Origin of the sequence: Flexivirga oryzae (genome assembly GCF_014190805.1) — a bacterium.
In the GTDB taxonomy this organism is placed as follows: Bacteria; Actinomycetota; Actinomycetes; order Actinomycetales; family Dermatophilaceae; genus Flexivirga; species Flexivirga oryzae.
In genome coordinates this window covers 816,573-829,728 of sequence record NZ_JACHVQ010000002.1, presented here as the reverse complement: position 1 = coordinate 829,728, position 13,156 = coordinate 816,573, and the positions used below count along the sequence as shown (strand labels likewise).

Sequence of the window (13,156 nt, the reverse complement as noted above, 5' to 3'; positions counted from 1 at the left end):
GAGGGCCACGCGCCGATCTTCTTCGCCAGCGGGTGCGAGGCGCCGAACGAGCCGAGGTAGATCGCGCTCAATGCCGCGGCACCGACCGGCCCGCGCTTGGCCAGCCAGGTGCGACCGGCGAAGATGCCCGCGGCGCCGAGCAGCACACCGCCGAGCGGACGGATGCCGGTCTCCCGAGCCGTGAGGTAACCGCCGACCAGCCCGAGGGCTGCGATCGGTGCGGTCTGGACGTGCGTCGCGTTGCGAAGAGCCATGTCCCGCAGCGTAAGACGCCCGACTGAAGCCCGATGGCTCGGGTCAGTGGTTGGCCCAGGAGATCGTGACGCGACGGTTCTTCGCACGCCCTGCCGGGTTGTCGGACCCGTCCTTCGTGGTGTTGGCGGCGATCGGCTGGCGTTCACCGTTGCTGGAGACCTTCAGCTTCACACCCGGCAGGTCCTTGCGCAGCACCGCTGCCACGGCGTTCGCGCGCTTCAGGCCGAGCTTCTGGTTGAACGCGTCGCTGCCCTTGGAGTCGGTGTTGCCGACCACGGCCACGGTCTTGCCGTCGACGTGCGACTTGATCGACTTCGCGGTCTGGTCGATCACCTGCTTGCCGCTCGCGGTGAGCTTCGCACTGCCGAAGGCGAAGAGCACGTCGGCGTTCAGGTCGACCGTGGAGGTGTTGCCCACGTTGCACACCACGTAGCGCCCGGCCAGTTTGCCGCCCACCGGGGCCTTGCCGACCACGGTCTTCTTACCGGTCTTGTCCACGTAGAACAGGCCGCTCTTGGACGCGGCGCCCTTGGTGCCGTCGGACCCGACGAACTGCAGGCCGTCCTTGTTGGCGCAGCTCACCGAACCGTCGGGCAGCACACCGATCACGCCCGAGGAGTCCGCGATCACGCCGGAGCCCTTCGTGTCGACGGTCGACGGTTTGCCGGACGCGGACAGCCAGGTGGCCTCTGTCGGGGTCAGGGTGAGGGTGCCCGCGGAGCTGGTCTGCTTCGTGTGCTGCAGGTCGGTGATCGGTGACCCGGTGTCGACGCTGTACCGGATGCCGTTGTTGTAGACGAAGGTGATCTTGCTGCCCTCGGCATACCAGCCGCCGTGATTGGTCAGGGTGCCCGCCTTCGACGCACTGTCGGCGCCGTCGGCAGCGGCCGCTGAGCCCGAGCTCGGGGCGGTGCTCGCAGACGAGTCCGAGCCGGTTGAGCCGCCGGAGCCACTCGAGGTGGACGGCGCTGCCGAACTCGCCTGACTGGTCGCCTGGGTGCTGCTCCCGCTGTCGACGGTCGCCCCCTCGTCCTGCTGGTTGCACGCCGACAGCAACGTGGCAGCGGCCAGCACGGCGGTCGCCGCCGTGACCGACTTGATTCGCTTCATGTCCCCTGATCCTTCCGCTCGCAGGGTGCGTCGGGTATGACGCGCGGCGACTCCGTTTCGCTCCATCCGGATCCGCCCGCTCCCGGGCGCCGCGCCTACGATCACACCATGGCCCCTCGCATCGCCGAGCCACGACATACGAAAGGGTGCCGCTGCCAGAGCTGGCAGCGGCACCCTTTTCGTCGTACCCCGGGAGGAACCCCCGGAGGTTGCTCAGTGGATCATCACCGGGGCGGCGTCCTCGTCCGCGGTCTCCGGCAGCGGCTTCCGCGGCAGCAGCAGCGCCGGGATGATCGTCAGCAGGCACAGCAGTGCGGCGACCCAGAAGGTGTTGCCGAAGGCGTGCCCGCCGGCGCTCTGGGCCTCCTTGAACAGCGGCGCGAACACCTTGGCGGCGTTCTGCGGGTGCGTGGCCAGGTCACCCAACTGCGAGGCGATCGACGGGAAGTGCGAGCCGATGTAGGCCGTCTGGTCCTGGGTCAGCTTCGGCGTCTTGCCGGCGGCCTGCTGCTCGGCCAGCGACTGCGCGATCCCCACCGACTTGTTGGAGTTGAGGTGGTTGGTCAGCACCGTCGACATCACGGCAACGCCGACCGAGGAGCCGATCTGCTGGATGATGTTGATCAGTGTCGAACCGCGAGCGACCTCGTGGTGCTTCAGCGTCTTCAGCGCCGAGGTCATGATCGGCATCATCGTGGCGCCCATGCCCAGGCCCATGATGAACAGCACCGGGATGATGTAGCCCCAGTAGCTGGAGCTGCCGTCGATCTGGGTCATCGCGAACATGCCGCCGATGATCAGCACCAGACCGAACGGCACGATGCGGCCGACCGGGAACTTGTCGGTCAGCGCGCCGGCGATCGGCATCGTCAGCATGGCGCCGATGCCCTGCGGGGCGACCAGCAGCCCGGCGTCGAGGGTGGACTCACCGCGGATCTGCTGGAAGTAGGTGGGTACCAGCAGCAGCCCGCCGAAGAACGCCGCGACGAACAGGAACATCGTGACGGTCGACACCGACAGCAGGCGGTTCTTGAACAACCGCAGGTCGAGCAGCGGGTGCTCGGGCCGGAAGGTGTGGAAGATGAACGCGATGATCAGCACGATGCCGATGGCGGCCGGGATCAGCACCTTCGCCGAGCCGAGGCCGTCGGACGGGATCGAGGACACGCCGTACAGGAACAACGCGAGACCGGGCGACATCATCAGCATGCCGAGGAAGTCGAAGGACTCCGACGGGGTCGGCTTGTCGTTCTCCAGGGCGAAGAACGCGTAGATCAGCGCGATGACGCCGATCGGCAGGTTGATCAGGAAGATCCAGTGCCAGCTGGCGTGCTCGATCAGGTAGCCGCCGATGATCGGGCCGAGGATCGGGCCGAGCAGCATCGGCACACCGAGGATGGCCATCAACCGGCCCATCCGCTTCGGGCCGGCGGCGTGGGTCATGATCGTCATACCGAGCGGCATCAGCATGCCGCCGCCGAGGCCCTGCAGCACGCGGAAGCCGATGAGCATGCCGATCGACTGGGCCAGTGCACACAGCACCGAGCCGAGGGTGAACAGGACGATCGCGAGCATGTAGAGTCGTTTGGTGCCGAACCGGTCAGCGGCCCAGCCGGTCAGCGGGATGACGGTGGCAAGGGCCAGGGTGTATGCCGTGACGGTCCACGCGACCGTGGAGTAGGCGACCGGCTGGCCGTGCGAGCCGAAGACGTTCTGGAAGGTCGGCAACGCCACGTTGACGACCGTGATGTCGAGGATCGACATGATGGCCCCGAGTACGACGACTCCGGCGACCTTGAGGACCGCCCCGTCGATCTCCTCGGGATAGTCCATGGGTGCGGTCTGGGACACGCTCCCCCTCCTTTGAGCTGGTTTGTGGGGTGATGCACTGCGCCCATGAAAAGTGCAGCAGTCAAGGCTAACCCCGGGCGCCGACAACGCGCCAATCATTACCGGAGGGATCCTCCGCCGGATCTCGCGCGACTCAGTCCGCGAGCAGCGCCGCGATCCGCTCGACTGTCGCGGCAGTTGCGCCCGCGTCGCCGTCGGGCAGGTCCGGATCGGTGAACAGATGCCCCTTGCCGGGTGTGACGAAGTCCACAAAGTCCGCGCCGGATGCGCGGACCGCGTCGCCCAGTGCCTGCAGGTCGGCCGGGTCGACGAACGGGTCCTCGGCATACCGGTGCACCTGCACCGGCTGTCCGCTCCACGTCCCGCCACGCGGCGGCGCCACACTGTGCATCAGGATCACCGCGGCTGCCTGCGGGCGGTCGGCGGCCAGTCGCTGGGCGAACGCGGCACCCAGCGAGAAACCGGCGAGAACCGTGTCGGCGGGCAGACCCTCCAGGATCGGTCGCACCCCCGCGAGCAGGTTCGCCGGGCCCACGTCGTCGCGGTGCGACAGCCCGGCGCAGGTGTCGTCGAAGACGTGACCGCCGTAGTAGTCGGGGACCACCACCTCGTGCCCGTGCTCGCGCAGCGCGTCCGCGAAATGCGTGACCGCCGGGCGCAGCCCGAACGCCGAGTGCAGCAACAGGATGGTGCTCATGTCACGGACCTCCTAGGACTGGACCGTCTTGGCAGCATTCTCGTCTCGTGGAGGCGGGGCCGCACCCAGCAGCACCGCGAGCAGACCGCCGACGACCATCACGATGCCGACCAGCCACAGGCCGGTCTTCTCGGTGCCCGTGCCGTCCTTCAGCCAGCCGGTGAAGTACGGCGCGAAGAAGCCCGCCGAGTTGCCGACCGAGTTGATCAGCGCGATGCCGCTCGCCGCCGCGGCGCCGGACAGGAAGTTGGTCGGCAGCGCCCAGAAGGTCGGCAGCGCGCACATGATCCCGACCGCGCAGATGGTGACCGCGACCATGGCCGCGAACGGGCTGCCCAGGTAGAGCGTGATCGGTATGGCGATGCCGCCGACGATCGTCGGTCCCGCGACGTGCCAGACGCGTTCGCGGGTCCGGTCGCCGTGCAGCGCCCACGGGATCATCGCGATGGCGCCGGCGACATACGGGACGGCATTGATCAACCCGCGCTGCACGATCGAGTAGTCGGTGCCGTACTGATCGGCGAACCCGGCGATGATCGTGGGCAGGAAGAAGCCGAGCGCGTAGAGGCCGTAGACCATCGCGAAGTAGACGAAGGCGAGCGCCCAGACCCGCGGCCGGGTGAGCGACTGCAGGATCGTGACCCGGTAGGCACGGCTGCGGCCGAGTTGTTCGGCGTCCAGCGCGCGCTGCAGGGCGTCGCGCTCCTCGGCCGGCATCCACTTGGCGTTCTCCGGGCGGTCGGTCAGGAAGAACCAGGTCACGACACCCAGCAGGATCGCGGGCACACCTTCGAGCAGGAACATGATGCGCCAGCCGTCGAGGCCCAGCCAGCCGTCCGCGTGCGCGATCAGCAAGGACGAGATGGGTGTGCCGATCGCGCTCGACAGTGGCACCGCAACCATGAAAAGTGCTGTCATCCGGGCGCGTTGACGCTGCGGGAACCAGAACGTCAGGTAGAGCACGATGCCGGGGAAGAAGCCGGCCTCGGCGATGCCGAGCAGGAAGCGCAGCAGGTAGAGGGTCCCTGCGTTGGGCACGAAGGTGATCGCGGCGGCGACGATGCCCCAGGTGACCAGGATCCGCGCGATCCAGCGGCGGGCGCCGAACTTGTGCAGCGCCATGTTGCTCGGCACCTCCAGCAGCAGGTAGCCGAGGAAGAAGATCCCGGACGCGAAGCCGAACATCGACCCGGTGAGGTGCAGGTCGTCGTTCATGCCGTTGGGGCCGGCGAAACCGATGTTGGTGCGGTCCAGGTAGTTGATGAAGTAGAGCAGCGCGACGAACGGCACCAGCCGGCGCACGGATCGCCGCACGGCGCTGCGCAATGCCGGGTCGTTCTCGTCCGGGGCCGCTTCGGCCAGCTGCTCGGTCAGGTCGGGTCCTCCGCCACGCGGCTGCGTCATGGTTTCAACGTATCTGCCCGCGGGCCGCGCGGGTCGAGTAGCGACGAAGGAGCGTATCGAGACCAAGCGGCCCCTCGCGCGGTACAACTGTGGGGTGGACGGCACTGAGGTCTGGCATGTCAGGGACGGCGAACTCCTTGGGGATCGACCGGATTCATGGGTCTATGTATGGCGGCTGCCGGACGGCCCCGACCCGCGGGCGAACATTCTCTACCTCGGGACGACCGGGATGCCGCCCGCACTGCGGATGTATCTGCACCTGAACTCCAAGGACAAGGAGCTCGGCCGGGTCCGCAAACGGTTCCCGAGGATCAGCACCGAAGCGGCGGACATCTACGCGTTCCCGGTGCCGCCCGGGTTGCCGCGGCCGGAGGTCAAGCACGCACTGGTGCACGCGCTCGCCGACGCCGGGCTGCTCGCGCCCGAGTATGTCGGGCCGCCCCTCGAGGGCATCGTGGACGTGAGTGACGCCGTGGCGGCATACACCGCCCAGGTCGTGGCCGAACTCGCCGAGGTGGCCGAGTAGGTCGCGGTGGCCGAGGCCTCGATACGCGGATTCCCCCGCTTCGCTCCTCCATCCGCTACTCGGCCACCGCTGCTGGTCGAGGAACGAGCAGCCCGCGGTGGCCGAGGCCTCGATACGCGGACGGAGGAACGAGTAGCCCGCGGTGGCCGAGTAGGTCGAGGAACGAGACCGTATCGAGGTCCCGCCGCTCCTAACCGAACAGGATCGCCGCTTCGTCCCAGCGCTCGCGAGGCACCGTCTTCAGCACCGTGGTCGCGGAGTGCAGGTCGACCAACTCGATGCCGGTGCCGATCAGCGAAACCATGGTGCCCCAACGCTTTTCGACCACCGCATCAACCGCAGCCGTGCCGAATCGGGTTGCCAGCACCCGGTCGTACGCCGATGGGACGCCACCGCGCTGCAGGTGACCGAGCGTGGCCGCACGGGTCTCGATGCCGGTGCGTTCCTCGATCTCCGGGGCCAGCCGCTCACCGATGCCGCCGAGCCGGGGCCGGCCGAACGCATCCAGGCCGCGCGGCGCGTGCAGGTGCTCCTCGCCGGACGGGACGAACCCCTCGGCCACCACGATGACGGGGGCGCGCTTGCGGTCGCGGGCGTCCTCGACCCAGCCGCAGATCTGGTCGACCGAGACCTCGACCTCGGGGATGAGGATCGCGTGCGCTCCGGCGGCGATGCCCGCGTGCAGGGCGATCCAGCCGACGTGCCGGCCCATGACCTCCACGACCATGCAGCGGTGGTGCGACTCGGCAGTGGTGCGCAGCCGGTCGATGGACTCGGTCGCGACGGAGACCGCGGTGTCGAACCCGAAGGTGTAGTCGGTGGCGGACAGGTCGTTGTCGATCGTCTTGGGGACACCGACGACCGGGATGCCGTCATCGGCCAGGCGCCGTGCCGCGGTGAGGGTGCCCTCGCCGCCGATGGCGATGAGGCCGGTCATGTCGCGGGCTTCCATGACCTCGCGGACCCGGTCGGCGCCGCCCTGCTCGAAGGGATTGGTGCGCGAGGTGCCCAGGATCGTGCCGCCCGCGCGGGAGATGCCGCGCACGTCGTGACGGGGCAGCGGCGCCATGTCGTCCTCGACGAGTCCGCGCCAGCCGTCGCGGATGCCGAGGAAGGACACCTCGTGGATGCGGTCACCCTTGATCACGGCCCCGCGGATCACCGCGTTGAGGCCGGGACAGTCACCGCCACTGGTCAGGATTCCGATGCTCACGCGCCCTATCGTGGCGGGTCGGCGCCGTTCTGTGCGCGGTTGTCCACGATGTTGTCGTCCCGCGAGGCCCGGCGACTCACCCACCCGGGTGGATCGGGCATGCTGGCAGTGATGATGACCCCGATGTGCCTGGTCTTCCTGCTGCGCGACACGCCCGGCGGGCAGGAGGTGCTGCTCGGGCTGAAGCAACGGGGGTTCGGCACCGGCCGGATCGTGGGCATCGGCGGGCACGTCGAGCCCGGCGAAACCGACCTCGAGGCCGGCGTGCGCGAGACCTTCGAGGAGACCGGCCTGCGGGTCGCACCCGCCGACCTGTATGACGCGGGCCGCGTCGTCTTCCGCTTCCCCGCCTCGCCCGGCACCGACATGTCAGTGGCGCTCTACCGGACGACGACCTGGACCGGCGAACTGGTGGCGTCCGACGAACTGGACCCGCAGTGGCACCCGGTGGCGGCACTGCCGACGGACCGGATGTGGGACGACTCGCGCATCTGGTTGCCGCACGTGCTCCGCGGCGAACTGATCGACGCGGACATCACCTACGACCGATCCGGATCACTGGTCGCTCAGGTGTCGCTCATCGTTCTCCCGGATCCGAAACCAGCGCGAAGCACGATCTCTAGGTAGTGTGGGACGGTCGGCCGCACCACGGAGTGCGATGTTCCGGCAACTCCCACGGGTCTTCGACGGGTCCGTGACTCGGGTGGCGAGATGAGGTCTGATGTCGACGATCGATTACACGCGTGCGGGTTCGGGCGACCCGCTGGTGCTGGTGCACGGCATCGGGCATCAGCGCTCGGCCTGGGGTGAGACGTTCGAGCTGCTGGCGCAGGACTTCGACGTCATCGAGCTCGATCTGCCCGGTTTCGGCAGGTCGCCGGCCCCGGCCGCGCCATACAGCTATCGCATGGACAGCTACGTCGACCAGTTGGAGGGCTTCTTCGCGCACCTCGGGCTGGATCGGCCGCACGTCGCGGGCAACTCCCTGGGTGGGCTGTTCGCGCTGGAGCTGGCCGCCCGAGGGTCGGTGCGCACGGCGACCGCGATCTCACCGGCCGGTTTCTGGGGTCCGCTCGGTCTGGCCAACGCCATCGCGGGACTGTCGGTGTTGAAGGCGTCGGCACACGCACCGCGTCCGGTCGTCAAGCTCTTCTCCGACAAGGCGCTGCTGCGCAGGGCCAGCCTGCGCACGCTCTACTCCCACCCCGAGAACGTCCCGGGGGACGTCGCCTACAGCGATGCGCTCAACCTGCGCACCTCGCCGGGCTTCTTCCCGGTGGCGTGGCACGCCTCGCGATCCCGCTACCGGCACCAGCCGCTGGTCCCGGTCACGATCGCCTGGGGCACCAAGGACCGGCTGCTCCCGCCGTCGCAGGCGGCGGCCGCACGCCGGGCGCTGCCGATGGTCTCCCACCTGACGCTGCCCGACTGCGGGCACGTCCCGATGGTCGACAACCCCGAGCTGGTTGCCGGCGCCATCGTGCAGACCGTGGTCCAGGCCGCCGATCGGGCCGGTCAGCCGCTGCTGCACCTCACCGGCGCCTGATGACCGAAACCCACTCCTACCCGGTCACTTTGACCTGGTCGGGTTCCACCGGAGAGGGGTATGACGCCTACTCGCGCGCGCACGACGTCGCTCCCGGGGAGCTCGCGGCTGTGCCGATGTCGTCCGACCCGCACTTCCGCGGCGACCCGGCACGTGCGAACCCGGAGCAGTTGCTGGTGATGGCGGCGAGCAGCTGCCAACTGCTGTCCTTCCTGGCCGTCGCGGCCCGTGCCCGGCTGGACGTCGTCGATTACCGGGACGACGCGGAAGGCGTGATGCCGGAGGCGAATTCGCCGATGTGGGTCACCCGCATCGAGCTGCGGCCGGTGGTCACCCTGGCCACCGGCAGCCGGCTCGGCCAGCTCGAGCGACTGACCCGGATCGCCCACGAGGAGTGCTTCATCGCCAACTCGTTGCGCTCCGAGGTCGTGGTCGACGCCCGCTTCGTCATCGACGGCGAGACCGTCGCGACGGCCCACGTCTGACGACCCCCCACCCCCAAACCCCCTTGCCGAGAGGCTCACCAACGAGCGAGCGGCCCAGAAATCCACCGTCAAACGCCGTCAAACGCGTCGAACAAGTGGGCCTGTCGGTCGTTTGTGGGCCTGTCGGTGAAGTGGGTGGCCGCTAGGCGGCGACAGGGAGGCCGAGCGAGCGCCAGGCGGCGAAGCCGCCGATGACGTCCGTCGCGTGCCGCACCCCGAGCCGCCCCAGCGTCTCCACCGCGTGGGACGAGTCGCGTCCCTCCTGGCAGATGACGATCACCCGGAGATCGGTGGAGGCGATCGGCAGCCGCGCGTCGCCGCGGGGGTCGAGCCGCGCGCCGAGCGTCGAGTGCTCGATCGCCAACGGGGTCAACGAGGTAGGCAGCGCTCCCTCGGTCCGGCGCTGGGCCTCGGGGCGTATGTCGACCAGTGTCGCGCGCCCCCACAGGACCTCCTGGAACGCGGCGCGCGGGCTGAGCCGCTCACGTGCGTCGGCGACGGCCGTCCGGCGGAATGCCGGCGCGGCGCTGAAAAGCTCCGACTGCCACGTCAATTCGACATCCGGTGCTGGCGGGCTGGTGACTGTCATGAGGGTGTCCTTGGGCTGTCTGTGCGAGTCTCGTTGTGGGAGGGCGGGATTCGTCGTGTCTCAGGCGTGACGCGGGAGCTCACGAGGCCAGACAGCGACACATGACCGCACGGCGCATCGGCCGAACGGGATCACGTGCCATGATGTATTGCATAACGACAAGTTACATGAAGGTGCGAGTGCACGGCAACCTGCCGCGTCCGCATCGCGAACACCCCAGGGATCCCGTGCCATGCTCTGACGCATGGCTGCAGACGAATCCGTGACCCTGCTCATCCTCGGCGCCGGTGGAGATCTCACCCACCGGCTGTTGCTGCCCGGCGTCGGCAGCCTGCTGAAGATCGAGCCCACCCGGAAGGTTCGGATCATCGGGGCCGACCGCGCGGACCTGAGCCCGGCCGACTGGAAGAAGCGGGTCGAGGAGGCCTTCGACACGGTGCCGGTGCCGGCCCGCCCCAAGCGGTCCGTCCTGTCACGCACCCGCTATCAGCGCACCAACCTGCTGGACGCCACCGAGTTGTCCGACCTGATCGGCTCCCTGGCGGGACCGCTGGTGATCTACTTCGCGCTGCCGCCGGCCGTGTCGATCGGCGTGTGCAAGCTGCTGGAGGACATCGACCTGCCGGCCGGCACCCGGCTCGCGCTGGAGAAGCCGTTCGGTTCCGACGAGAAGACCGCCCGCGCGTTCAACGAGCAGCTGCACCGGGTGGCACCCGAGGAGCAGATCTTCCGGGTCGACCACTTCCTCGGGCGCTCCACCGTGCTCAACCTCATCGGGCTGCGGTTCGCCAACCGCATCCTGCAGCCGGTCTGGAACCGTGAGCACATCGAACGGGTCGAGATCATCTACGACGAGGACCTCGCCCTCGAGGGCCGCGCCGGCTACTACGACAAGGCCGGCGCGCTGCGTGACATGTTGCAGTCCCACCTGCTGCAGGTGCTCGCGGTCTTCGCCATGGAGTCGGTCGCCGAGCTGAGCGCGACCGAGGTGCAGGACCAGAAGAACCAGGTGCTGCGCTCGACGCACCTGTGGTCGAACAGCCCGAAACGCGCCAGCAAGCGCGCCCGCTACACCGCGGGCACGATCGGGAGGCGCAAGGTCCCGGCATACACCCGGGAGAAGGGCGTCGATCCCGCCCGCAACACCGAGACCCTCGCCCAGGTGCAGGTCGAGGTGCGCAACAACCGGTGGTCCGGTGTCCCCTTCACGCTGCGCAGCGGCAAGGCGCTCGGCACCCCGCGCAAGCAGATCGTGGCCTACTTCCGCCAGGTGCCGCACCTGCCCGTCGGCTTCGACAACACGGCCGCACCGGACAAGCTGATCATCAACCTCAACCCGGGTGCCGTGTCGTTCGTGCTCACCATGAACGCCGAGGGCAGCCCGATGGACCTGGAGCAGAAGGAGCTGCGCGCCGAGCTGGCACCCGGCTGGATGCTCCCGTACGGCGAGGTACTGCGTGAGGTCCTCGACGGCGACACCATGCTCTCGGTCCGTGGTGACGCGGCCGAGTCCTGCTGGCGGGTCATGGACCCGGTGCTCAAGGCGTGGGCGGCCGATCGCGTCCCGATGGAGACCTACCCGGCCGGTTCGAGCGGGCCGGACGGCTGGTTGCCGGGCGACTCCGTGGTCAACTGAGTGCCGCGACGATTCGCGGTCCCGGAGCGGCTCCGCTTACCCTTGCCGCATGTCTGATCCGTATGGCGGGGCGTCCGGCGACCGGAACATCCACTACGAGGAGACGCGCGCCCAGCCCGCCGTCGACCCGTACGCCACGCCGTCCGGGCAGCAGGGCGACCCCTACCCGCAGGCGTCCGCGCCGGTCTACGGGCAGCAGGGGTATCCGGGGACGGACCACGGTCAGCAGGAATACGCCAGCCCGCCGCAGTACGGCCAGCAGCCGTCCGCGCAGGCGCCATACGACCCGAAATACGGCCCGCCCGCCTACAACCCGTACAGCAACTACCAGCCACAGCCCAGCAACGGCATGGCCATCGCGTCGTTCGTCACCAGCCTCGCCGGCACCTTCGTGCTGTGCGGCGTCTCGGGCATCGTCGGCATCATCCTGGGCATCGTCGCGCTGAACAGGTCCAAGGAACTGCAGGACGCCGGCAGAGGTATGGCGATCGCCGGCATCGTGATCGGTGCCGCGCAACTGGTGCTGGCGATCGGGTTCGCCATCCTGATGTTCGTCCTGATCGCCCACGGCGACAGCAGCGGCAGCGGCACCGTCGGCAACACCGTCTGAGCCGGTCTCACCAGCGGTTCATCGCCGCCAGTCCGAGTCGCACCGGCCGGTGCCGCGCCACCCTCGCCAGGGTCGTGTCGCCGCGCGTGATCCCGGTGAAGACGCGCCACCCCGGACCGGTCCGCAGCATGGTGTGGAACGCCCGCGGGTGTCGCTCGAACGCCCGCAGCGTGCGCTCGCCGATCGCCATCTCCGCACCGAGTTCGGCACCCACCGCCGTGGTGTATGACGCCAGCGCCGCCGACGGGGTCAGGCGTCCCTGGCCGGACTGCGCGGCGCACGCACCGGCGAGCTGGCCGGACCGCACGGCGTAGGAGATCCCCTCGCGGGTCCACGGTTCCAGCAGGCCTGCCGCGTCTCCGGCGAGGAGGACGCGGCCCCTTCCGAGCGGCGAGTCCGCGGTGCGGCACCGGGTCAGGTGCCCGGACTCGCGGACCGTTTCCAGGTGCGAAAGCCCTTGCTGGGCGATGAATTCGGTGAGGTATCGCTTCGTCTCGGCCGGGTGGCCCTTGGCCATGATGACCCCGACGGTGAGTAGGTCCTGCTTCGGGAACACCCACGCGTACGACCCGGGCGTCGGACCCCAGTCCAGGTGCACCCGGCCGGCCCAGGCCCGGCATGCCGCGTCGTCCGGGGCGAGTTCGGCCTCCAGACCGAGGTCGGTCTGTCGTAGCCGGACACCGACGTACCGGCCGATGCGGCTGGCGGAGCCGTCCGCACCGACGACCGCGCGGGCGCGCAGGTCGCCGTCGGAGGTGGTGACCGTGACCAGGTCGTCGGCCTCGGCGATCGCCGTCACGGTGACGCCGGTGCGGACCTCCGCGCCCGCCGCCTCGGCGGCGTGCAGCAGTGCGGTGTCGAAGTCGCCCCGGTTGACCAGACTGAGGATGCGGCGACCGGCGGAACGCTCGAAGGGGCGCGCGCCGGCCAGGGTGAACGACGCGCGGCCGATCTCCTGCTGCACCGGCACGTCCAGGTCGTCCGGCAGGGACGCCAGGGTGGGGCCGATCAGGCCACCGCCGCAGGTCTTGTAGCGCGGGAAGCCCGCGCGGTCCAGCACGAGGGTGCGTGCGCCGGCGCGTGCAGCGGCATACCCGGCCCGGCTTCCGCTCGGGCCCGCGCCGACGACCAGCACGTCATACGTCTCAGGCGGCTGTGTCACGCTGGGAGATGGTAATTGGTCCGCGCTGGCGAGCGAAGTGACCGGCGAGTAACTTAGAGGGCCGACCGCCAC

General features: G+C 69.3%; 13 protein-coding genes and 1 pseudogene. 6 read left to right on the top strand and 8 right to left on the bottom strand.

Translation table 11 applies throughout. The features are described from left to right. From FHU39_RS16960 to FHU39_RS16940, 5 genes and pseudogenes are all read right to left on the bottom strand, one after another. A pseudogene (locus FHU39_RS16960) lies at positions 1 to 254 on the bottom strand (hypothetical protein); the annotation flags it as partial. Between the two features lie 43 nt (positions 255 to 297). Beyond that, complete coding sequence (locus FHU39_RS16955) at positions 298 to 1,365, bottom strand: OmpA family protein (protein WP_183321722.1); 1,068 nt, start codon at positions 1,363 to 1,365, stop codon at positions 298 to 300. 213 nt (positions 1,366 to 1,578) lie between these two features. Then, a complete protein-coding gene (locus FHU39_RS16950) occupies positions 1,579 to 3,198 on the bottom strand; it encodes a DHA2 family efflux MFS transporter permease subunit (protein WP_183321813.1) in 1,620 nt (539 codons plus the stop codon). Between the two features lie 151 nt (positions 3,199 to 3,349). Next, a complete protein-coding gene (locus tag FHU39_RS16945) occupies positions 3,350 to 3,913 on the bottom strand; it encodes a dienelactone hydrolase family protein (protein ID WP_183321721.1) in 564 nt (187 codons plus the stop codon). Positions 3,914 to 3,925: 12 nt separating this feature from the next. Then, positions 3,926 to 5,317 carry an MFS transporter gene (locus tag FHU39_RS16940; RefSeq protein ID WP_183321720.1) on the bottom strand — a complete coding sequence of 464 codons (1,392 nt, stop codon included), beginning with the start codon at positions 5,315 to 5,317 and terminating at the stop codon, positions 3,926 to 3,928. 94 nt (positions 5,318 to 5,411) lie between these two features. On the opposite strand from FHU39_RS16940, the gene FHU39_RS16935 reads away from it, so the two are divergent. Then, the gene (locus tag FHU39_RS16935) at positions 5,412 to 5,843 is read left to right on the top strand and encodes a hypothetical protein (protein ID WP_183321719.1); all 432 of its coding nucleotides are present in this window, start codon (positions 5,412 to 5,414) and stop codon (positions 5,841 to 5,843) included. 190 nt (positions 5,844 to 6,033) lie between these two features. Here FHU39_RS16935 and FHU39_RS16930 read toward each other — a convergent pair whose 3' ends face one another. After that, positions 6,034 to 7,056, bottom strand: a complete 1,023-nt coding sequence (locus tag FHU39_RS16930) for an ATP-dependent 6-phosphofructokinase (protein WP_183321718.1) — start codon at positions 7,054 to 7,056, stop codon at positions 6,034 to 6,036. Between the two features lie 99 nt (positions 7,057 to 7,155). On the opposite strand from FHU39_RS16930, the gene FHU39_RS16925 reads away from it, so the two are divergent. From FHU39_RS16925 to FHU39_RS16915, 3 genes are all read left to right on the top strand, one after another. Continuing rightward, positions 7,156 to 7,683 carry an 8-oxo-dGTP diphosphatase gene (locus FHU39_RS16925; RefSeq protein ID WP_246336597.1) on the top strand — a complete coding sequence of 176 codons (528 nt, stop codon included), beginning with the start codon at positions 7,156 to 7,158 and terminating at the stop codon, positions 7,681 to 7,683. A gap of 94 nt (positions 7,684 to 7,777) precedes the next feature. Next, a complete protein-coding gene (locus FHU39_RS16920; protein ID WP_183321717.1) occupies positions 7,778 to 8,602 on the top strand; it encodes an alpha/beta fold hydrolase in 825 nt (274 codons plus the stop codon). Next, complete coding sequence (locus tag FHU39_RS16915) at positions 8,602 to 9,087, top strand: OsmC family protein (RefSeq protein WP_183321716.1); 486 nt, start codon at positions 8,602 to 8,604, stop codon at positions 9,085 to 9,087. Before FHU39_RS16920 ends, FHU39_RS16915 begins: the two co-directional genes overlap by 1 nt. Positions 9,088 to 9,229: 142 nt before the next feature. On the opposite strand, the gene FHU39_RS16910 is transcribed toward FHU39_RS16915, so the two are convergent. Next, on the bottom strand, positions 9,230 to 9,676 hold the full coding sequence (locus FHU39_RS16910) for a rhodanese-like domain-containing protein (RefSeq protein WP_183321715.1): 447 nt from the start codon (positions 9,674 to 9,676) through the stop codon (positions 9,230 to 9,232). 244 nt (positions 9,677 to 9,920) lie between these two features. Here FHU39_RS16910 and FHU39_RS16905 point away from each other — a divergent pair, with 244 nt between their 5' ends. Both FHU39_RS16905 and FHU39_RS16900 read left to right on the top strand, forming a co-directional pair. Beyond that, a complete protein-coding gene (locus tag FHU39_RS16905) occupies positions 9,921 to 11,312 on the top strand; it encodes a glucose-6-phosphate dehydrogenase (RefSeq protein WP_183321714.1) in 1,392 nt (463 codons plus the stop codon). Between the two features lie 49 nt (positions 11,313 to 11,361). Next, on the top strand, positions 11,362 to 11,922 hold the full coding sequence (locus FHU39_RS16900) for a DUF4190 domain-containing protein (protein WP_183321713.1): 561 nt from the start codon (positions 11,362 to 11,364) through the stop codon (positions 11,920 to 11,922). Positions 11,923 to 11,929: 7 nt separating this feature from the next. Here FHU39_RS16900 and FHU39_RS16895 read toward each other — a convergent pair whose 3' ends face one another. After that, positions 11,930 to 13,084: a geranylgeranyl reductase family protein gene (locus FHU39_RS16895; RefSeq protein WP_183321712.1), complete on the bottom strand. Its 1,155-nt coding sequence runs from the start codon at positions 13,082 to 13,084 to the stop codon at positions 11,930 to 11,932. Positions 13,085 to 13,156 lie beyond the last annotated feature (72 nt).